The sequence below is a fragment of the Streptomyces sp. SAS_270 genome, assembly GCF_052543295.1.
Genome location: NZ_JBMNDS010000012.1, coordinates 55,121 through 73,440, shown reverse-complemented (window position 1 = coordinate 73,440; position 18,320 = coordinate 55,121). Strand labels below are relative to the sequence as shown.

At 70.8% G+C, this 18,320-nt stretch carries 17 protein-coding genes; 10 read left to right on the top strand and 7 right to left on the bottom strand.

Annotated features, from left to right (window positions below):
- The first annotated feature begins 222 nt into the window (after nucleotides 1-222).
- The 4 genes from ACN6LB_RS11185 (at nucleotide 223) to ACN6LB_RS11170 (ending at nucleotide 3,951) form a co-directional block, all read left to right on the top strand.
- Complete coding sequence (locus ACN6LB_RS11185) at nucleotides 223-966, top strand: ANTAR domain-containing protein (protein WP_445025676.1); 744 nt, start codon at nucleotides 223-225, stop codon at nucleotides 964-966.
- A 214-nt stretch (nucleotides 967-1,180) separates the two neighbouring features.
- On the top strand, nucleotides 1,181-2,050 hold the full coding sequence (locus tag ACN6LB_RS11180; protein WP_356137546.1) for an AAA family ATPase: 870 nt from the start codon (nucleotides 1,181-1,183) through the stop codon (nucleotides 2,048-2,050).
- On the top strand, nucleotides 2,047-3,462 hold the full coding sequence (locus ACN6LB_RS11175; protein WP_445025675.1) for a VWA domain-containing protein: 1,416 nt from the start codon (nucleotides 2,047-2,049) through the stop codon (nucleotides 3,460-3,462). The genes ACN6LB_RS11180 and ACN6LB_RS11175 overlap by 4 nt, the downstream gene beginning before the upstream one ends.
- A gap of 54 nt (nucleotides 3,463-3,516) precedes the next feature.
- Nucleotides 3,517-3,951 carry a cupin domain-containing protein gene (locus ACN6LB_RS11170; protein WP_445025674.1) on the top strand — a complete coding sequence of 145 codons (435 nt, stop codon included), beginning with the start codon at nucleotides 3,517-3,519 and terminating at the stop codon, nucleotides 3,949-3,951.
- A 237-nt stretch (nucleotides 3,952-4,188) separates the two neighbouring features.
- Here the strand turns inward: ACN6LB_RS11170 and ACN6LB_RS11165 are convergent, their stop codons facing one another.
- Nucleotides 4,189-5,523 carry a glycoside hydrolase domain-containing protein gene (locus ACN6LB_RS11165; RefSeq protein ID WP_445025673.1) on the bottom strand — a complete coding sequence of 445 codons (1,335 nt, stop codon included), beginning with the start codon at nucleotides 5,521-5,523 and terminating at the stop codon, nucleotides 4,189-4,191.
- 494 nt (nucleotides 5,524-6,017) lie between these two features.
- Nucleotides 6,018-7,073: a glycoside hydrolase family 5 protein gene (locus tag ACN6LB_RS11155; protein WP_445025672.1), complete on the bottom strand. Its 1,056-nt coding sequence runs from the start codon at nucleotides 7,071-7,073 to the stop codon at nucleotides 6,018-6,020.
- Between the two features lie 824 nt (nucleotides 7,074-7,897).
- On the opposite strand from ACN6LB_RS11155, the gene ACN6LB_RS11150 reads away from it, so the two are divergent.
- The 3 genes from ACN6LB_RS11150 to ACN6LB_RS11140 all read left to right on the top strand — a co-directional run bounded on the left by ACN6LB_RS11150 (nucleotide 7,898) and on the right by ACN6LB_RS11140 (nucleotide 11,062).
- A complete protein-coding gene (locus tag ACN6LB_RS11150) occupies nucleotides 7,898-8,989 on the top strand; it encodes a LacI family DNA-binding transcriptional regulator (protein ID WP_445025671.1) in 1,092 nt (363 codons plus the stop codon).
- A gap of 162 nt (nucleotides 8,990-9,151) precedes the next feature.
- Nucleotides 9,152-10,315, top strand: coding sequence for an MFS transporter (locus ACN6LB_RS11145; RefSeq protein WP_445025740.1), 1,164 nt, complete (start codon nucleotides 9,152-9,154; stop codon nucleotides 10,313-10,315).
- Between the two features lie 96 nt (nucleotides 10,316-10,411).
- Nucleotides 10,412-11,062: a hypothetical protein gene (locus ACN6LB_RS11140; protein WP_445025670.1), complete on the top strand. Its 651-nt coding sequence runs from the start codon at nucleotides 10,412-10,414 to the stop codon at nucleotides 11,060-11,062.
- A 91-nt stretch (nucleotides 11,063-11,153) separates the two neighbouring features.
- Here ACN6LB_RS11140 and ACN6LB_RS11135 read toward each other — a convergent pair whose 3' ends face one another.
- On the bottom strand, nucleotides 11,154-11,777 hold the full coding sequence (locus ACN6LB_RS11135; protein ID WP_445025669.1) for a histidine phosphatase family protein: 624 nt from the start codon (nucleotides 11,775-11,777) through the stop codon (nucleotides 11,154-11,156).
- 109 nt (nucleotides 11,778-11,886) lie between these two features.
- Here ACN6LB_RS11135 and ACN6LB_RS11130 point away from each other — a divergent pair, with 109 nt between their 5' ends.
- Nucleotides 11,887-12,630: a maleylpyruvate isomerase family mycothiol-dependent enzyme gene (locus ACN6LB_RS11130; protein ID WP_445025668.1), complete on the top strand. Its 744-nt coding sequence runs from the start codon at nucleotides 11,887-11,889 to the stop codon at nucleotides 12,628-12,630.
- Nucleotides 12,631-12,672: 42 nt separating this feature from the next.
- Here ACN6LB_RS11130 and ACN6LB_RS11125 read toward each other — a convergent pair whose 3' ends face one another.
- Entirely contained in the window at nucleotides 12,673-13,077 is a 405-nt protein-coding gene (locus ACN6LB_RS11125; RefSeq protein WP_356137528.1) for a MarR family winged helix-turn-helix transcriptional regulator, read from the bottom strand.
- A gap of 85 nt (nucleotides 13,078-13,162) precedes the next feature.
- Between ACN6LB_RS11125 and ACN6LB_RS11120 the strand changes: the two genes are divergently transcribed.
- Together ACN6LB_RS11120 and ACN6LB_RS11115 are read left to right on the top strand one after the other, a co-directional pair.
- Nucleotides 13,163-14,668 carry an MFS transporter gene (locus ACN6LB_RS11120; protein WP_356137526.1) on the top strand — a complete coding sequence of 502 codons (1,506 nt, stop codon included), beginning with the start codon at nucleotides 13,163-13,165 and terminating at the stop codon, nucleotides 14,666-14,668.
- A 72-nt stretch (nucleotides 14,669-14,740) separates the two neighbouring features.
- Complete coding sequence (locus tag ACN6LB_RS11115) at nucleotides 14,741-15,016, top strand: DUF6332 family protein (protein WP_356137524.1); 276 nt, start codon at nucleotides 14,741-14,743, stop codon at nucleotides 15,014-15,016.
- On the opposite strand, the gene ACN6LB_RS11110 is transcribed toward ACN6LB_RS11115, so the two are convergent.
- From ACN6LB_RS11110 to ACN6LB_RS11100, 3 genes are all read right to left on the bottom strand, one after another.
- On the bottom strand, nucleotides 14,977-15,642 hold the full coding sequence (locus ACN6LB_RS11110; RefSeq protein ID WP_445025667.1) for a response regulator: 666 nt from the start codon (nucleotides 15,640-15,642) through the stop codon (nucleotides 14,977-14,979). The two genes, ACN6LB_RS11115 and ACN6LB_RS11110, sit on opposite strands and share 40 nt — an antisense overlap.
- Nucleotides 15,639-16,910 (bottom strand): histidine kinase, encoded by a 1,272-nt coding sequence (locus ACN6LB_RS11105; RefSeq protein ID WP_445025666.1) that lies wholly within the window; start codon nucleotides 16,908-16,910, stop codon nucleotides 15,639-15,641. The genes ACN6LB_RS11110 and ACN6LB_RS11105 overlap by 4 nt, the downstream gene beginning before the upstream one ends.
- Nucleotides 16,911-17,010: 100 nt before the next feature.
- Nucleotides 17,011-18,234, bottom strand: coding sequence for an MFS transporter (locus ACN6LB_RS11100; RefSeq protein ID WP_445025665.1), 1,224 nt, complete (start codon nucleotides 18,232-18,234; stop codon nucleotides 17,011-17,013).
- Nucleotides 18,235-18,320 lie beyond the last annotated feature (86 nt).

Sequence of the window (18,320 nt, the reverse complement as noted above, 5' to 3'; positions counted from 1 at the left end):
ACTTCACGCAGTGGCATCGGACGGACGAGCCACCTTGCGTGCACGTGACCCGAGCTGACAGAGAATCCGTTCGGCAGGCATCAACTCACAGTAACGGGGCAGCAGCTCGATGTGCTTGCCTGCTGGGTCGAGCGACCGCTTCGGAAGCCCGAGCGTCCGCTCATGAGGCCGTGCTCTGGGGCGCGGTCCCCATCGAACGACCAGCAACCGATGGATGGAGCGATGGCACCCCCGGTTCACGAACACCAGGCCGCCGAAGCACTTCTCGCTCTCGCCGCCGCCCCGCACCAGGGTGAGGACGAGGGCGATCTCCTACGGCGACTGGCCTGTAGCGCAGTGCATGTCACCGGCGTGGACGCAGCCGGCTGCAGTCTCGCGGACGGCGGCCCGGGCCGACCCCACCGCCTGGCGGGATCCGACGACATCGCCGTTCAACTGGAGCACGATCAAATGGAGTTGCAGGAGGGGCCGGGTCTCGACACGGTCCGCTCCGGCAGCCCCTTGACCGACCTCCCGATGGTCCGTACGCACGGCCGCATCCGGTGGCCGCGGTTCACCCGCCGCGCCCTGGATGCGGGGTTCACGGCTCTCTCGGCCCTGCCCCTCACCCACCAGGACCGCGTCTTCGGGGCCTTGGTCCTCTATCACCGACAAGGCGTCCTGCACCCCGAGGACGTGCGATGGAGCCGACTCCTCGCCGACGCCGCGGGCGTCGGCCTGGCGCACCGCAGTGTTCTGCACGAGGCCCAGTGCCGCACCGAGCAGTTGCAGGCCGCGCTGCACAGCAGGATCGCCATCGAGCAGGCCAAGGGCATGCTGGCCGAACGCCTCGGCTGCACGTCCACCGAGGCCTTCGCCCTGATGCGGCGGCATGCGCGCACTCACCGCGTGAAGGTCACCGATCTCTCTGCCGAGATCGTGAGAGGACCGGCTGACACAGGACCTTTCCCGAAGCCCCCGCACTGAGGGTCGGACATCCGCCCTCCCCCTCCGGACCCTCCCGAACCGCGGAACACAGAGCCAAGGACTACCAACCCTTCGCCCGCCGGCGCCGGGCCGTGACGTTCGACGCAAACAGCGTCTGCCTCTTGTGGACGGTGCACGGGACCTGATCACGTAGCAGGGAAGACGCAGCACGCCGCCGTCGAGCACGGTGGGTCGAGACCCGGGGGCACACCGCATGACGACCGGTTACTTCACATCCGTCGAGGACGTCTCCGCGCGCCTCGCCGAGACCGGCTATCTGGCCTCGCCCGCCGTCGCCACCACCGTCTTCCTCGCCGACCGCCTGGGCAAGCCCCTGCTGGTGGAGGGGCCGGCGGGGGTGGGCAAGACGGAGCTGGCGAAGGCGGTGGCCGAGGTCGCGGACGCGCGCCTGATCCGCCTGCAGTGCTACGAGGGCGTCGACGAGTCGCGCGCGCTGTACGAGTGGAACCACGCCAAGCAACTGCTTCGTATCAGCGCCGGTCGCGACGAGACATGGGACGAGGCGCGCACGGACATCTTCGGCGAGGAGTTCCTGCTGCCGCGCCCGCTGCTCACGGCGATCCGCGGCGACGAGCCGAAGGTGCTGCTGATCGACGAGACCGACAAGGCGGACGTCGAGGTGGAGGGCCTGCTTCTCGAAGTGCTCAGCGACTTCCAGGTCACCGTGCCCGAACTGGGCACGATCGCCGCGACGCGCCGCCCGTTCGTGGTGCTCACCTCGAACGCGAGCCGTGAGCTGTCCGAGGCGCTGCGCCGGCGCTGCCTCTTCCTCCACATCGGCTTCCCCGACGAGGAGTTGGAGCGTCGTATCGTACGGCTCAAGGTGCCGGGTCTGGATGCCGCGCTGACCGAGTCCGTCGTACGGGTGGTCGGGGCGCTGCGCGAGATGGATCTGCGCAAGGTGCCGTCCGTCGCCGAGACCATCGACTGGGCGCGTACGCTGCTCGCGCTCGGCGCGGACACCCTCGACGAGACCGTCGTACGCGACAGTCTCGGTGTGCTCCTCAAGCACCAGGAAGACATCCTCAAGGCGGCCGCCAAGCTCGATCTGGACGCCGTGTGAGTGCGCCGGCCGGAGTGCCGGAGCGGCTGACCGGGCTCGTTCAGGCGCTGCGCGGGCACGGCATCCGGATCGGCACCGGCGAGACCGTGGACGCCGCGCGGGCTCTGGAGGCGCTCGGTCTGACCGACCGCGCGTATCTGAGGGAGGGCCTGGCTTCCGCGCTGCTGCACGGCACCGCCCAACGGGCCGTGTTCGACCCGGTCTTCGACCTCTACTTTCCGCGCAGTGTCGGAGCCCCGGTTCTCGACCGCGACGGCGAAAGCGATGACGAGGGGGCCGTGCGCCGCGGCGACCGGGACGATCTGCGGGATCGGCTGGCGGCCGCCCTGGCCGCCAACGACCAGGCGTTGATGGGGCAGTTGGCCGCGGAGGCGGTGGATGCCTTCGGTGCGTACGGGAGTTCACCGGGATCCTCGTCCGGGTCGGACGGCTGGTCGTCGTACCAGACGCTGGACCGGCTGCGTCCGCAGACGCTGCTGGCCCGCGTCCGCGCGAGTGTCCGTGCACAGGGCGCGCAGTCCTCCGCGGCCGCCTTCACGGACCGTCTCCTCGACGACGAACTCCGGCAGCGGATCGAGGAGTTCAGACGGCAGGTGCGCACCGAGGCGCGCCGCAGGGTGGCCGAGCGGCGCGGCAGGGACGAGATCGCCCGCCGGGCCGTCGTCCCGACCGCCGACCGGGTCGACTTCCTGCTCGCCGGACGCACCCAACTCGCCGAGCTGCGGCGGACGGTGCATCCTCTCGCCCGCAAGCTCGCCACCCGGCTGGCCGCGCGCCGCCGCCGTGCCTCGCGCGGCACCATCGACCTGCGCCGCACCCTGCGCGGCTCGCTGTCGACGGGTGGCGTGCCGATGCGTCCGGTGCTGCGCCGACGCCGCCCGGTGCGTCCCGAACTCGTGCTGCTGTGCGACGTGTCCGGATCGGTGGCGGGGTTCTCCGACTTCACGATGCTGCTGGTACAGGCGCTGCACGACCAGTTCAGCAAGGTACGAGTCTTCGCCTTCGTCAACCGGATCGACGAGGTGACCGGCCTGGTCGTGCGCGGCGCCGCCGACGCGGAGGGCCTCGCAGGCCGCATCCTTGAGCACGCCACGCTGACCGGCTGGCACGGCAGCAGCGACTACGGTGTGGCGCTGGGCGAGTTCGCGGAGCGGTACGTCGACGCGGTCGGCCCCCGCAGCTCCGTGTTCGTCCTGGGCGACGCCCGTACGAACATGAGCGACCCGAACCTCCCGGCACTTCGCCGCATCGGCGAACGGGCCCGCCGCGTCTACTGGTTGAACCCCGAGGGCACATCCCAGTGGGGCACGGGCGACTCGGCGGCCCTCGACTACGCCGAGGTCGTCGAGATGCACGAGTGCCGCAACGTCCAGCAGCTCAGCGGACTCGTGGCACGGCTGCTTCCGGTCTGACCCGGGCATATACGGAAGGAACTCGTGTCCCTCGACCGGTAAAGGACCACTCCCATGCGATACAAGGCTCGTACGGCACTGGCCGCGCTCACGCTCCTGGCCACGACCTTCGTCGGTGGAACCGCGCACGCGACGCCGCCCGGCCCCGGCGTCACCGCCAAGATCATCGCCCAGTCCACCGTGGGCGGCACCGATTACACCCTGCGCGAGATCACGGTCCCGGCCGGCGAGAGCACCGGCTGGCACTACCACGACGGCCCGCTGTACGCGGTGGTCAAGCAGGGCACGTTGAGCCACTTCGACTCGACCTGTGCGTCCGACGGTGTCTACAGAGCAGGGAGCACCATCGTGGAGCCGAGCGGCTCCGATCACGTCCACATCGGCCGCAACCTCGGCAGCGCACCGCTCGTGCTGGACGTCCTGTACGTCCTGCCGCACGGGGCGCCGTTCTCCGAGGACGCCCCCAACCCGGGGTGCTCGTTCCAGTGACCCTTCTACGGCGGCCCGGACCGTGGTGTCGAGCCATTGCCGCACGGTGAGTTCGTGCGCAGCAGCCGCCAGGGCGTCCGGGACGGCGGGGGGAATCCCACCGTGAGCGCGGTGAGCACCATCAGCGGGACGTGGCCCGACTGCCCGAGACGGTCGCGGAGTTCGCCGTCGGTCACGATCGGGTGAACGCGTCGGCGAAGCCCTCGATCAAGGTGGCCGCGACAGTGGCGCGTGGGGTCAGCAGCGCGGCACGGGCTTGCTGTACGTGGTGCCGCTGGGCGTGGCCACGTAGTGGTCCGACACGTAGTGCCCGTTGTCGAGTCCGTCCCAGACCTTGTTCGTTCCCACGACCGAACCGGGGCGCTGGCAAGTGACCCACGCCAGCGCCCCGTTGGGCGAGGTACCCACGCCGGAGTATCCGGCGCCGGGGCCGCTGCGCTCCGTGAGGCCGCTCGCCGACTCGACCTGATACGGGTACGTGCAGCGGGGCAGGGGCGGGCTGTAGCCGGTCGCGGACGGGGTGTCGACGTAGTGGTCGGCGACATAGAACCCGTTGCCGAGCTTGTCCCACACGGGGGTGCCGCCGACCTTGGGGCCGGGTGCCTGGCAGACGACCTTGAGGGCCGCGCCGGGCGCGTACGTCGCGGCGACGGGGTAGGTCGTCGAGGGGCCCGTGCGGGCGTTGACCGTCGCGGTGCCGGTCGCCTTGTACGGGAGGGCGACCGTGGCGACGGGCGCGTCGACCCGGTCGGTGTCGATGTTCACGGTGGCGCCGCCGTACGTCTCGTTGTGGCTGCCGCGGTACTGCTTGGCGCGCTGGTGCCGGGCCCACTTGGAGTCGGCGACACCGGCCCAGCCCTTGAGGGAGTCGAGCCCGTCGTAGCGCGCGACCCACAGGGCGTCCGGTCGTGCGTATGTCGACGACGTGTAGACGTCGGCGAGTTGCCTGGCGCCCAGGGTGAGGTTCATGTAGACGCCGGAGAGATACCCGAGCCGGTGCAGTTCCTTGGTCCAGGCCGAGGCGTAGTTCAGTACGGAGACGCGACACGTGCTGTTGTTCTGGGGATAGTCCTCGATGTCGTTGTAGAGGGCGCTGCCGGCCACCATGCCCAGCTTCTTGGCCGCAGCCACCGCTTGCCCGGCGGCAGCGGCGCCCTGTGACCGGGCTGTCGCCGGGCTCGTGCTGATCTTCGTGTCGGACGGCCGGGCTCCGCACGGCGGCTGCAGGCCCTTGTGGATGGGCAGCAGACGCCACTTCAGCTTCGCCACGGAGGCCACCCACGCGGCGGTCAACTGCGGTTGCGCGCATGTGCGGTTGGCGCCCGAGACGTAGACACCGAGGGCGCGGTACGGCGACGCGCTCCAGGCCTTCATGGTGGCCAGGGAAGGGGCCGTACAGGTGTCGAAGGCGAGCCCGGAGTAGCGGGTGGCGCTCGCGGCCGCCGGATAGCCGACCGGTGTGGCCGGTTCGGCCGCCGCGGGCGGGGCGAGTACCACCGCGGCGGAGCCGCCCAACACACAGGCGGACGAGACGGCGAGAAGTCGTCGAAGGGCGGAGCGCGGCTGCGGCATGACGGTTCCCCTGAGCGGCTCGGTGGAGTTGGCGCCAGGGTGGGCGCGCCCTCCATGCACGGAAAGAGGCCGATCGGCCCGACTTGTACACCGATCGACCCCTGTCCCGGGTTACGCGTCCGCGGAAGCCCGTTGGCGGCTCGTTCCGGTCCGTCCGCCGCTCCACCCGGCGAACTCCCCTGCCGTGGACCGCCGCACGGCCTCGAACGGCTTGTCGATGTCGTCGAGCCGATGCAGCCGATAGGAGTAGGAGCAGTCGCGGTGCGCGAACAGCCTTGCGCTCGTCGTGCGTGTGCGCGCCCCGGCCGTTGTCGCCGCCGAGGCCCATCTGCCGGTGACTGAGCCGCAGTACGACCGCGCCGTGTGGTGAGCCGATAGTCGTGCCGGACTCCTGGGGTGGATGCAGAACGACGACATGGCGGGACCACCGCACAGACGCGGTCGGCCGCGATGCGAGAGCATCACGGCCGACCGTCCCTTGAACAACGAACCCGTCAGGGGCTGACAGGCTTGCCGCGTCCCCAGCTCCAGGCCAGCCGGTCCGCACCGGACTGGTTGGTGGTGGCCAGCCACGGCCGGGCGGCGTCGCCGATCAGCTTCTGCAGCGAATACGTGTCGTCGGTGCGCAGGCCCGGCCAGTAGACGGACCCCATCTTCAGCTGACGGAAGGTGTCGGTGTCGGCCTGGATGAAGTTGATGGAGTTGTTGTCCGGAGTCGCCTTGTTGTAGTCGAGACCGGTGGTCATCGGTGCACCGAACTCGTCGGCGACGGTCCGGCTCGCGCAGTTGCCGATGCGCTCCTTGAGGTCGGACACCCACTGGTCGTAGGTGGCGTACTCCTTCCAGAACCCGTAGTGGTGCAGCGAGAGGTACGTGCCCTTCAGGCGCGGGTCGGCACAGACCGAGGTGACGTGGTCGTTGTAACCGGCGCCGCTGACGAACACCCGGTTGCGCGGGACCGACGGATAGGTGCCCAGCCACTTGACGGCGAGGTCGGCCCACTCGGTGTCGGTGTAGCCGTGCGGCTCGTTCATCGGCTCGAAGTAGACCCTGGAGTTGCCCTTGTAGGCCTTGACCACGGTGTTCCACATGGGCCAGTAGGTGGCGGGGTCGTCGATGAAGCCGTCCTTGCGGGCGCCCGTGCCCTCCCAGTAGGAGACGATGACCTTGAAGCCGTGGGCCGTCGCCGCGTCGATGACGCCCCGGTAGGACTTCCAGTAGGGGCCGTTGACCGTGTACGGGTTGATGGGCAGCCGGACCGTGTTGGCACCGAGGTTCGCGCGGAACGCCGAGATGACCCGGCTCGCCTTGGCGTACGTCTGGGCGTAGGTGTCGGAGGTCGACAGGCCGGACAGGACGACGGGGTCGTCGGCGTAGTTGTCGCGGGGGTCGGCCCAGTTCACGCCCTTGAACTGGGTCGTGTCGCCGCTCGGAGCGGCGGAGGCGGGGCTGCCCACGAGCGTCGTACCGCCGATCGCGGCGATCGCGACCGCCACGACGGCGGCACGTGACCGTGAGGTGGACCGGGTTCTGGCGGGGGTCTTGCGCATCAGCTTGCCCTTTCAGGAGATGGCGGCTCGGCGCATGGGGAGTCTGCGCGTGGAGAGCAGCCGTCGGAGGTGTTCAGGGCCGGACGGGCGGTGTCGGCTCGCCGTCGGCGGCCCCGTTGATGGACCGGCGGGTACCGGTTCCCACCGCGCTGGGCACGAGGGAGAAGGGGAGGCCGTCAGAGGCCGTCACGTCATTCGCGCGTGACTCCGGTGGCGTGGAATCAGCAGGTTCAGCGGAGCCGGGGTGGAGGGGAGGGCGCCACCCACTCGGTTCTCCGCGTCGGCGTCGGCCCGCTCAAGGAAGGCGCAATGCGCGGTCCTTGGCGGAGGCTGCCTTCGCGACGGGCGGCCCTCGCGACGGGCGGCGGTCGTCCGCCGTCGAGCTGTCGGCCGGTCGACGGGCGCCTGCCGTCGAACCGACGTCCGGTCGTCAGGCGTACGGCGCCGAACCGGCCCCTCGTCGATGGGCGCCTGTGTCGGCCCGGCGGCCGTTCGGCGTCTGCCGTCCCGAAGCGGGCGGCCGCGAGGCGCTGCGCATCCTCGTCGGTGCTGGGAACCACCGTTGCGCTCCTCCCTGCTCCACCATCGCGACGTCATGTTTACGTAAACATGCTGCGGACAGAACACCCGCCGAGTCTCCCGCCGGGCTGCTCCCCTAGCGATGTTTACGTAAACTTCGGGGCGTCGGAATCGTGGCATCCGCCCCAGCGGTCGTCAAGGTTTCCCACGCGTAACATCCGTTGCACCGCCTACCGACGTCCCGGGCCGAGGGAAGCGGGAGTCGAAGGAAGCGGGAGTTCAGGGAAGCGGGAGTTGAGGGGACGATGGACTTGAACCACCGGGAGGAGCCGGTCCCCGTAGCCGCGGGCGGCGCCCAACGGGGCGGCTCCGGCGTGCCCGGCGGACGCCGTAAGCAGCGCGTGTCCATGGCCGATGTCGCCAAGCTCGCGGGAGTCTCGTCCCAGACCGTTTCGCGGGTCTCCAACGGCCATCCCGGGGTGATCGGTTCGACCCGGGAGCAGGTACTCGCGGCGATGCGGGAACTGGGCTACCGGCCCAACAGCGCGGCCCGCGCCCTGCGTTACGGCCAGTTCAACACCATCGGCGTGATCCTCTTCAGCCTGTCCTCGACGGGCAACAGCCGCACCGTGGAGGCGATCGCCACGCACGCGGCGGCCGAGGGGTATGCGATCACACTGATCCCCATCGACGTCCCGACCCAGGACAACGTGCTGGGCGCCTTCACGCGGATGGGCGAGCTGGCTGTCGACGCCGTCGTCGTGATCATGGAGATCCACCTGCTCGACACCGGCACGGTGCAACTGCCGCCCGGCGTGCACGCCGTCGTGGTGGACTCCGACGCCGGGGACCGTTACAGCGTGGTCGACACGGATCAGGCCGACGGTGCCCGCAAGGCCGTCCGGCACCTGCTCGACCTGGGCCACCGCACCGTATGGCATGTGACCGGCCCTGAGGCGTCCTTCGCGGGCCAGCGGCGCACCCAGGCCTGGCGTGCCGTGCTGGAGGAGGCGGGGTGTCCGGTGCCGCCGCTCCTGCACGGCGACTGGTCGGCCGCGTCCGGCTACGCGGCCGGTCTCACGCTCGCCGGGAAGCCCGACTGCACCGCCGTGTTCGTCGCCAACGACCAGATGGCCCTGGGGCTGCTGCGCGCCTTCCATGAGCGCGGCCTGGCCGTCCCCGCCGACATCAGCGTCGTCGGCTTCGACGACATCCCCGACGCCGCCTATTTCGTCCCACCCCTCACCACCGTCCACCAGGACTTCGCCGAAGTGGGCCGCCGATGCGTCCAGGGCGTCCTTGAGCAGATCCGCACCCGCGGCGGTTCCCCGCCCGGGACCGACCTCGTCCCGACCAGCCTGATGATCAGGCAGAGCACCGCGCCACCACGAAGATGACGCGCCGAGCGGCCCCGCCCACCCGGTCCGCATCGGCACCATGTCGCCCGCTTCAGCACAACCGTCATGTGCGGGCAGGCGCTTACTTCCTTGTCCCGGCCACCGACTGCCACCTAGTCTGACTTTGTGCCGCTAATAAACAAACTCATCCTGCACAACGCCGTGCCGGACCGCTCCCTCACCCGACTCCGTATCGCCCTCACCGCCTTCTTCGCCCTCGACGGCTTCGTCTTCGCCGGATGGGTCGTCCGCATCCCCGCGATCAAGGAGCAGACCGGCGCCTCCGCCACCGCCCTCGGTCTCGCCCTCCTCGGCGTCTCGGCCGGAGCCGTCGTCACCATGACCCTCACCGGACGTCTGTGCCGCCGCTACGGCAGCCACCCCGTCACCGTCGCCTGCGCGGTCCTGCTCTCCCTCAGCGTCGCCCTGCCCCCACTCACCCACTCCGCGCCCGCACTCGCCGCCGTACTGCTGGTCTTCGGCGCCGCGTACGGCGGCATCAACGTCGCCTTCAACAGCGCAGCCGTCGACCTGGTGGCCGCGCTGCGCAGGCCGATCATGCCCACCTTCCACGCGGCCTTCAGCCTGGGCGGCATGATCGGGGCCGGGCTCGGCGGGCTGGTCGCGGGGTCCGTGTCCCCCACCCGCCACCTGCTCGGCCTCACCGTGATCGGTCTGCTCGTGACAGCCGCCGCCGGGCGCACCCTCCTGCGTATCGAGCCGCCGGTACCGGCCGAACAGACGGACCGCGAGGACCCGGGCCCACGCCGTTCGGGCCCCGGCACCCGTGGACTGGTGGTCGTCTTCGGCCTGATCGCACTCTGCACGGCGTACGGCGAAGGGGCCCTGGCCGACTGGGGTGCGCTGCACCTGGAACAGGATCTGCACGCCCACCCTGGCGTCGCCGCGGCCGGCTACTCCTGCTTCGCGCTTGCCATGACGCTCGGCCGGCTCAGCGGCACCGCGCTCCTGGAACGGCTCGGTCGCACCCCTACGGTGGTGGCCGGCGGGGCGACGGCCGCCGTCGGCATGCTGCTCGGCTCGCTCGCCCCCTCGGTCTGGGCGGCCCTGCTCGGCTTCGCGATCACCGGGCTCGGCCTCGCCAACATCTTCCCCGTCGCAGTCGAACGCGCCGGCGCGCTGGCCGGTCCGAGCGGGGTCGCCGTCGCCTCCACCCTCGGATACGGCGGCATGCTCCTCGGCCCGCCCGCCATCGGGTTCATGGCGGACTGGTACTCGCTGCCCACCGCGCTCACCAGCGTCGCCGTGCTGGCGGCGCTCGCCGCCGGCATCGGGTTCGCCACCCGGCGCGCGGCGGCCGGCTGACGCCTCGCGGCGTTCACTCGAATGGCGGGGCGAGGGGATCCCTGGGAGCCTGGGAGGGGAGGGGCACGCCCTGTGAGCGGGGGTAGGAGGTCTCTCGTGCGAGTCGCACCGTTGAGCGGCCTGTTGGCCGTGGCACTGACCGTCGTCTCATTCCTGCTGTTGGGCGACACGCCGGACGTCGACACCCCTGGCAGGCAGGTCGGATCGTACTACGACGCCCACCAGGGACGGACGTTCGTGAGTCTGTATCTGCTGGTGCTCGCAGGGGCGTTGTTCATTTTCTTCGCGGCGTATCTGGCCCGAGTCGTCCGCAGCACGCCGTCCAGTGTCGACTGGCTGCGCAGGGTGGTCCTCGCCGGTGGTGTGCTGATAGCCGCGGGCTTCTGGACAGGGGCCGGCATCAACCTGGCCCTCGTGGACCTCGCGGACAAGTCGAGCGCGGGCAGGGACACGCTGCAGGCCTTGAACGCGCTGAGCGAGGACTTCTTCATCCCGTTCGTCGGCGGGATGGGTCTGATGCTGCTGGCCGCCGGCCTGGCCACGGTGCGCGCCCCCGTCGGCTCCCTGCCCCGATGGCTGGGCTGGGCCGGCATCGTCCTCGGCATCCTGGTCTTCATCCCCTGGGTCGGCTTCTTCGCCTTCATGCTCTCGGGACTCTGGGTCATCGTCACCGCCGTACTGCTGGCCCGCCGCCCGCACCCCGACACCCCCGTCGACGTGGCAACGCCTCCGCTCTCCCCTCTCTGAGGAGTGAACGCCACGTCGGCCCCGGCGACTTGACCGGCTCCGTCGGCACCTCTGCAACGCCAGATCAGCACATCTGTGCCACCGGCAACGCTCAGACCTGGAGCTCCGGCGGGAAGCCCGTCCAGCGCAACGGGGCGGGCAGGTGGCCCGTGTCGTTGTAGAGAAGGACGGAGGCCGGGCGCCCGGGGGCGTAACGGATGACCGTCAGCGCGGCGTTGGCGTGGTTGAGAGCAATCCAGCGCCACTTCGGGGCGTCCAGAGCGGCACGGACGATCCAGCCGATGAGGAAGTTGTGGGTGACGACCAACTCGTGGCGCGACTCGCTCCCTTCGACTGGTCCGGTGAACCGCCGGAGCGCCTCTTGGGCCAGGGCCGGTCCCAATTCCCGTTCCTCAGCAGGGAATTGGGCAAGACGAGCGAGGGTGGCGTCGCCGGACTCGGCCGTGATCTCGCCGGGTTCGGGCAGGTACGGAATGTAGTCACCGGCCGCCTTCGACATCCGCAGGTCGACACCGTCGAGGCGGCCGTGCACCAACTCGGCCGTCTCCTCGGCCCGTCGAAGCGGGCCGTGATGGATCACCGAGACAGGGCTGTCCCGGAGACGTTCACCGAGGAGCACCGCCTGCCGGCGTCCGCTCTCCGTCAGCGCGCTCTCGTCGGAGGACGCCTCTGCATGCCGGGCGAGGTACAGATAGCGGTCGGCCGTTCCGGTCACGTGAACCCCTTCATCGAACGTTCTTGATCTTGCGGATGCACGAGGGGACGCAGAGAGAGGCTGCCTGGTTCCGGGCCCTGAAGCGCACTCGATCCGGCAGACTCGCCGCATGAAGACTGCGGAGTTCGTGGCCACCCTGGACCGGGAGGGCCGGCTGCTGGCCGAGGCCGCCGAGCGGGCGGGAACCGATGCGAAGGTGGCGACCTGTCCGGGCTGGCAGGTACGCGACCTGGTACGGCACACGGGCATGGTGCATCGGTGGGCGACGGCGTTCGTCGCCGAGGGGCACACCTCGTACCATCCCGACGGTGGGCTGCCGGACCTCGACGGCGCCGAACTCCTGGCCTGGTTCCGGGAGGGCCACCGCCGACTCGTCGACACATTGGCCACCGCCCCCGCCGACGTCGAGTGCTGGAGCTTCCTGCCCGCGCCCTCGCCGCTGGCCTTCTGGGCGCGGCGGCAGGCGCACGAGACGACCGTCCACCGGGTCGACGCGGAGTCGGCGCTCGCCGAGGCTCCGACCGCCATCGCGACGGACTTCGCCCTGGACGGGATCGACGAGCTGCTGAACGGCTTCCACGCCCGCGCCCGGAGCGGAGTCCGCACGCAGGAGCCGCGCGTGCTGCGCGTACGGGCGTCGGACGCGCCCTCGGACGCGGTGTGGACCGTACGCCTGTCGCAGGACGCCCCGGTGACCACGAGGGACGCTGCCGGAGAGGCGCACTGCGAGCTGTCCGGGCCGGCCGCGCGGCTGTATCTCTCGCTGTGGAACCGGCTGCCTTTCCCTGCCCTGGCAGGTGACGCCACGCTCGCCGCGCTGTGGCGCGAGAAGTCCGGGATCACCTGGAGCTGAACCGAGCGGAACGGAGCCCCGGAAGTCAGCCGGTTCGAAGGGTCAGTCGGGCGGGCCCTGGACCAGCATCCGCGTCAGCACCGCGCGCTGCACGGGCAGCACCTCGTCGTGCAGGTCACGGCCCTTGGGGGTGAGGGCCACGCGCACGCCGCGCCGGTCCTCCGGGCACATGCAGCGCGTCACGAGCCCGTCCTTCTCCAGACGGCCGATGAGGCGGGACAGGGCGCTCTGACTCAGGTGCACGCGCTCGGAGATCTCCTGGACGCGGTAGGTACTGTCGCCGTCCGCCGCGGAGCTCTCGGCGAGCACGTCCAGTACCTCGAAGTCACTGGCGCCCAGGCCGTGTCGGTGCAGCTCGCGGTCGAGCTCGCACAGGGTGCGGGCATGCACCGCGAGGATGTCACGCCACTGGTTCACGAGCCCCTGCTCGGCGTTGGTCGTCGCCATGGGCGCACGTTAGCAAAGAATCGTCTTTATTGCATTGGAATTAAATGCGTTTGCATTGGATGCGCGTGCATGTAGTGTCTTCGACATGACCTCTCCGCTCACCACCCCCGCGTCCGACGGACGCTGGACCCCTCGACTGTGGGGCACCCTCCTGGTGCTCTGCGCCGCGATGTTCCTGGACGCACTGGACGTGTCGATGGTCGGCGTCGCCCTGCCGTCCATCGGGTCCGAACTCGACCTCTCGACCTCGACACTCCAATGGATCGTCAGCGGCTACATCCTGGGATACGGCGGGCTGCTCCTCCTCGGCGGACGCACCGCCGACCTGCTGGGCCGCCGCCAGGTCTTCCTGGTGGCCCTGGGTGTCTTCGCGGTCGCCTCGCTGCTCGGAGGCCTCGTCGACTCGGGCCCGCTGCTGATCGCGAGCCGCTTCATCAAGGGCCTGAGCGCGGCCTTCACCGCCCCCGCCGGCCTCTCCATCATCACCACGACCTTCGCCGAGGGCCCGCTGCGCAACCGCGCCCTCTCCATCTACACCACCTGCGCGGCCACCGGCTTCTCGATGGGCCTGGTGCTGTCCGGGCTGCTCACCGAGGCCAGTTGGCGCCTGACCATGCTGCTGCCCGCGCCCATCGCTCTCCTCGCCCTGGTGGCGGGCCTGAAGCTGCTGCCGCGCAGCGAGCGCGAGAAGGACCACAACGGCTACGACATCCCCGGCGCGATCCTCGGCACGGCATCGATGCTGCTGCTGGTGTTCACCGTCGTACAGGCCCCGGAGGCCGGCTGGGCCTCGGCCCGTACTCTGCTCTCCTTCCTCGCGGTCGCCGTCCTGCTCACGGTCTTCGTCGCCGTCGAGCGGCGCAGCCCGAGCCCGCTGATCCGGCTCGGGGTGCTGCGCTCCGGCAGCCAGATCCGGGCGCAGCTGGGCGCGATGGCGTTCTTCGGCTCGTACGTCGGCTTCCAGTTCCTGGTGACCCTGTACATGCAGTCGCTGCTGGGCTGGTCGGCGCTGCACACCGCGCTCGCCTTCCTGCCCGCGGGCGCCCTGGTCGCGCTGTCCTCCACCAAGGTGGGCGCCATCGTCGACCGGGTGGGGACGCCGCGGCTGCTGGCTGCGGGCTTCGCCCTGATGGTCGTCGGCTACGCGCTGTTCCTGCGCGTGGACCTCGACCCCGTGTACGCGTCGGTGATCCTGCCGTCGATGCTGCTGATAGGCGCGGCCTGCGCGCTGGTCTTCCCCTCGCTCAACATCCAGGCCACCAACGGGGTCGAGGACCACGAGCAGGGCATGGTCTCGGGCCTGCTCAACACCTCGGTGCAGGTGGGCGGCGCCCTGTTCCTGGCCGTCGTGACGGCGGTCGTCACCGCCCACACGCCCGAGAACCCCTCGCCGCAGGCCGTCCTCGACAGCTACCGGCCCGGTCTGATCGTGGTCACGGGCATCGCGGTCGTGGGCCTGCTGATCTCCCTCACCGGGCTGCGGACACGACCGGCACGGGAGTCGCTCGTGGTCGCCAAGTCCGCACCCGAGGAGGCTGTTTCGGTTCAGAAGGAAGGGGTGGACGTGACGCCTGTGGCGGTCCGCGACTGATTCCGCAGTCAACTCCGCGCGTCCGGTGGGCAGTTCCTTGCCTGCCGGACGCGCTGCCGTGACACTCGCGGTATGGGGAGACGCACGAAGGCCGAGGAGGACGCCGAGACAGTCGAGATCGTCTACGCCCTGTTCGCCGCGGCGATCCTGGCCGGAGCCGCGTTCTTCGGCGTCTCCGAAGTACTCCCCATGCTCTTCGGATCCCTCCGCGCCCGGCACGACCTGCTGGGCCCACTTGCCGCCCTGAGCGCGGTCATCGTCTTCCCCACGGTTCTCGTGATCGTCCTCGGGCGCTTCCGCCGGGCCGCTCAGCCCAGCCAGCCCGGCCGCACCAGGCCCGACTCGTAGGCCAGCACGACCAGTTGGGCACGGTCACGGGCACCGAGCTTCACCATGGTCCGGCTCACGTGCGTCTTGGCCGTGAGCGGGCTGACGACCAGCCGCCGGGCGATCTCCTCGTTGGACAGGCCGATCCCGACCAGGGCCATCACCTCCCGTTCCCGCTCGGTGAGTTCGGCCAGTGACTGCGCGGCCGCCGGCTCCTTGGAGCGGGCGGCGAACTCGGAGATCAGCCGCCGGGTGACGCCCGGCGAGAGCAGTGCGTCACCCTCGACCACCGCCCGTACCGCGCGCAGGAGTTCCTCCGGCTCGGTGTCCTTGACCAGGAAGCCCGAGGCGCCCGAGCGGATCGCCTCGAAGACGTACTCGTCCAGTTCGAAGGTGGTCAGCATGACCACCTTGACGTCCTCCAGCTCCGCGTCGCCGGTGATGCGGCGCGTGGCCGCGAGACCGTCGAGCACGGGCATCCGGATGTCCATCAGGACGACATCGGGGCGCAGTTCGCGCACCTTGCGCGCCGCTTCCTCGCCGTCGGCGGCCTCCGCGACCACCTCGATGTCCGGCTGGGCACCGAGCAGCGCCTTGAAACCTGCCCGGACCAGCGACTGGTCGTCGGCGAGCAGTACGCGGATCACCGGTCCTCCTTGAGCTTCAGCGGCAGCAGCGCCAGCACCCGGAAACCTCCGTCGTCCCGCGGGCCCGCCTCGATCGTGCCACCGAGAGCGGCGGCCCGCTCCCGCATTCCGGCCAGACCGTTGCCGCTGCCGCCGGCGTCCGCCCCGGTCGCGGGCCCATCGTCGTCGATGCGCAGCCGAAGGGCACCCGCCATGCGGTCGACCAGCACGCGCGCGCGGCGCGATCCCGAATGCCGTACGACATTGGTGAGGGCCTCCTGCACGATGCGGAAGGCGGCGAGATCGGTGCCCGGGGTGAGGGCCCGTTGCGCGCCCCTCGTCTCGACGACGACCGTCAGACCCGCGCCGGCGGCCTGCTCGACCAGTTCCGGCAGCCGATCCAGGCCCGGGGCCGGGGCGCGCGGTGCGTCGCCTGGGGTGCGCAGCGTGTCGAGCACCTGGCGTACCTCCCCGAGCGCCTCCTTGCTGGCCGCCTTGATGGTGGTCAGCGCCGTGCGGGCCTGCTCGGGATCGGAGTCGAGCAGCGCCAGGCCGACGCCCGCCTGAACGTTGATCACCGAGATGCTGTGCGCGAGGACGTCGTGCAGTTCGCGGGCGATCCGCAGGCGTTCTTCGTCGGCGCGCCGCTTGCTCGCCTGGGCGCGTTCGGCACGGTCGCGGGCCCACTGCTCGCGGCGTACGCGGGCCAGCTCGGAGAGCGCGACGATCACCACCATCCAGGTGGCGACCGCGATCTCCCCGCCCCAGGAGGCGGCCGAGTCGTCGTTCGGCGGCAGCCACCGGTAGAGCCAGTGCCCGACCAGGAGGTGCGCCGCCCACAGCATGCCGAGCGCTCCCCAGGCCGCCTTGCGGTGCCCGGCGAGCACGGCGCTGAAGCAGGCGACGGCGACGGTGAGGAACACCGGACCGTACGGGTAGCCCGCGCCGAGGTAGACCATCACGCAGGCCGCCGTACCGAAGACCACGAGTCTCGGGTGGCGGTGGCGCCAGAGCAGCAGGCCGGAGCCCGCGACGAGCAGGGCACGGGCGAGGAGGTTCAGCGGCTCACGGTCGCTCTGCGCATGCGCGGCGAAGTTGCTGCCGATGAGCACGAAGACGGTCAGCAGCAGCGTGGTGCGCCACGGCCGGCGCGGGAGGGTGTCCCCTTCGTCGCCGTCCCGGCGGTTCCACCACGGCGGGCCCTGCCACCCCCCTGGCCGCCGTACCGCCGGTGGCCCGCCCCACGCCCGGCGCGGGCCACCGCCCCTGCGTGCGCGCTGCTCGTCCATGACCGTCACGCTAGACCGCACGGGACCCCCACGGCGTCACCCCGGCGTCGTGATCACGCGTACTCCCTGCGTAGTACCCGCAGACGGAGCCGCGTCGCCGCTACACCGGCGCTGCTTCAGGGACTGGCTGAGCAACGACCTGTCGGCGCTGCGCCCAGCGGACAGCGGGTGGTGCGGCCAGGCCCGTCAGGGCGAACAGTGCGCCCACGACGTACCAGCCGGGGCGGCCCCAGCTGATGCAGAGCGCGATGAGCAGGGTCGGCCCGACGGCTTCGGCCAGGCCGGCACCGAGGCCGAACACGCCCAGGTACTGGCCGGTGGCGTGCGGCGGGGCGAGGGCGAACGACACCTCGAAGCCCGCGGCGGAGTGCCACAGTTCACCGATCGTGTGGATCACCACCGCGGTGAGGAGCAGTGTCGCGGCGGCCCAGGCCGGCACCCCGGCGGACAACGAGATCAGCGCGCACGAGGCGAGGAAGGCCACGCCCGCTCTGCGGTAGGCGCCAGCACCCGCCGCAGGGCTGTCGATGCTGCGGCTGGCTCGTACCTGAAGGGCGACGACCATGACGGTGCCGGTGAGCATGGTCCCCGAGATGAGCCAGTGTGGGGCGGTGGTGGCACCCACCAGCCAGAGCGGGATGGCCACGGTGAGCACCTTGAACTGGATGGCCATGACGCCGTCGAGGGCGGTGATCAGCAGGTAGGGCCGGTCCCGCAGCGCGATCCAGCGAGGGCCGACGGCCGTGACCGCGGGCTTCACCGGCGGCAGGCGGACCAGGATCGCCGCGGAGGCCGCGAAGGCGAGCGCGTTGCCGAGGACCAGCAGGTGGTAGGCGGTGAGCGTGCCGACCTGGACGACCCAGCCCGCGAGCAGGGCCCCGAAGGAGATCCCGACGTTGGTCACGGCACGGAGGTAGGCGCGGAACTCCTGCGGCCGGTCCCCTCCGTAGTGCCGGATGAGCGGGCTGCGGGCGGCCAGTCCGGCCGCCTTCCCGCCGGTGGCCACGGACACGGCGAGGACGAACGGCCAGAAGCCGTCCGCCAGTACGAACCCGGCCGTCGCCAGCGCCTGGACGACCAGCGTGGTCGCGTAGACGCCGCGCGCCCCGTGCCGGTCCGCGAGGTGACCGACGCCGATGCCCAGCGCCAGCGAGACGAGCCCGGCGATGCCGAGCCCGAGCCCCACCTGACCTGCCGGAAGGTGGACCGCCTCGGTGAAGTACAGGACCCCGGCGGTCAGATAGAGGCCGCTCCCCAGGGTGTAGACGAAGTTCGAGGCCGCGATGACGCGCTGCGGTCCGGGATCGGGCAGCAGTTGGGGCATGGCGTGGCTCCGCATCCGGGACAGGCGGTACGAGCGGTAAGGACCAGCCAAGCTTGTTGCATATTACTTGCAAGAACAAGATGGTT

What these genes read in the sequence shown, in the direction of transcription:
- ACN6LB_RS11120 (WP_356137526.1), top strand. Translation starts at nt 13,163, where the DNA reads ATGACCTCTCCGCTCACCACCCCCGCGTCCGACGGACGCTGGACCCCT.
- ACN6LB_RS11170 (WP_445025674.1), top strand. Translation starts at nt 3,517, where the DNA reads ATGCGATACAAGGCTCGTACGGCACTGGCCGCGCTCACGCTCCTGGCC.
- ACN6LB_RS11150 (WP_445025671.1), top strand. Translation starts at nt 7,898, where the DNA reads ATGGACTTGAACCACCGGGAGGAGCCGGTCCCCGTAGCCGCGGGCGGC.
- ACN6LB_RS11185 (WP_445025676.1), top strand. Translation starts at nt 223, where the DNA reads ATGGCACCCCCGGTTCACGAACACCAGGCCGCCGAAGCACTTCTCGCT.
- ACN6LB_RS11125 (WP_356137528.1), bottom strand. Translation starts at nt 13,077, where the DNA reads ATGGCGACGACCAACGCCGAGCAGGGGCTCGTGAACCAGTGGCGTGAC.
- ACN6LB_RS11130 (WP_445025668.1), top strand. Translation starts at nt 11,887, where the DNA reads ATGAAGACTGCGGAGTTCGTGGCCACCCTGGACCGGGAGGGCCGGCTG.
- ACN6LB_RS11165 (WP_445025673.1), bottom strand. Translation starts at nt 5,523, where the DNA reads ATGCCGCAGCCGCGCTCCGCCCTTCGACGACTTCTCGCCGTCTCGTCC.
- ACN6LB_RS11100 (WP_445025665.1), bottom strand. Translation starts at nt 18,234, where the DNA reads ATGCCCCAACTGCTGCCCGATCCCGGACCGCAGCGCGTCATCGCGGCC.
- ACN6LB_RS11180 (WP_356137546.1), top strand. Translation starts at nt 1,181, where the DNA reads ATGACGACCGGTTACTTCACATCCGTCGAGGACGTCTCCGCGCGCCTC.
- ACN6LB_RS11155 (WP_445025672.1), bottom strand. Translation starts at nt 7,073, where the DNA reads ATGCGCAAGACCCCCGCCAGAACCCGGTCCACCTCACGGTCACGTGCC.
- ACN6LB_RS11105 (WP_445025666.1), bottom strand. Translation starts at nt 16,910, where the DNA reads ATGGACGAGCAGCGCGCACGCAGGGGCGGTGGCCCGCGCCGGGCGTGG.
- ACN6LB_RS11115 (WP_356137524.1), top strand. Translation starts at nt 14,741, where the DNA reads ATGGGGAGACGCACGAAGGCCGAGGAGGACGCCGAGACAGTCGAGATC.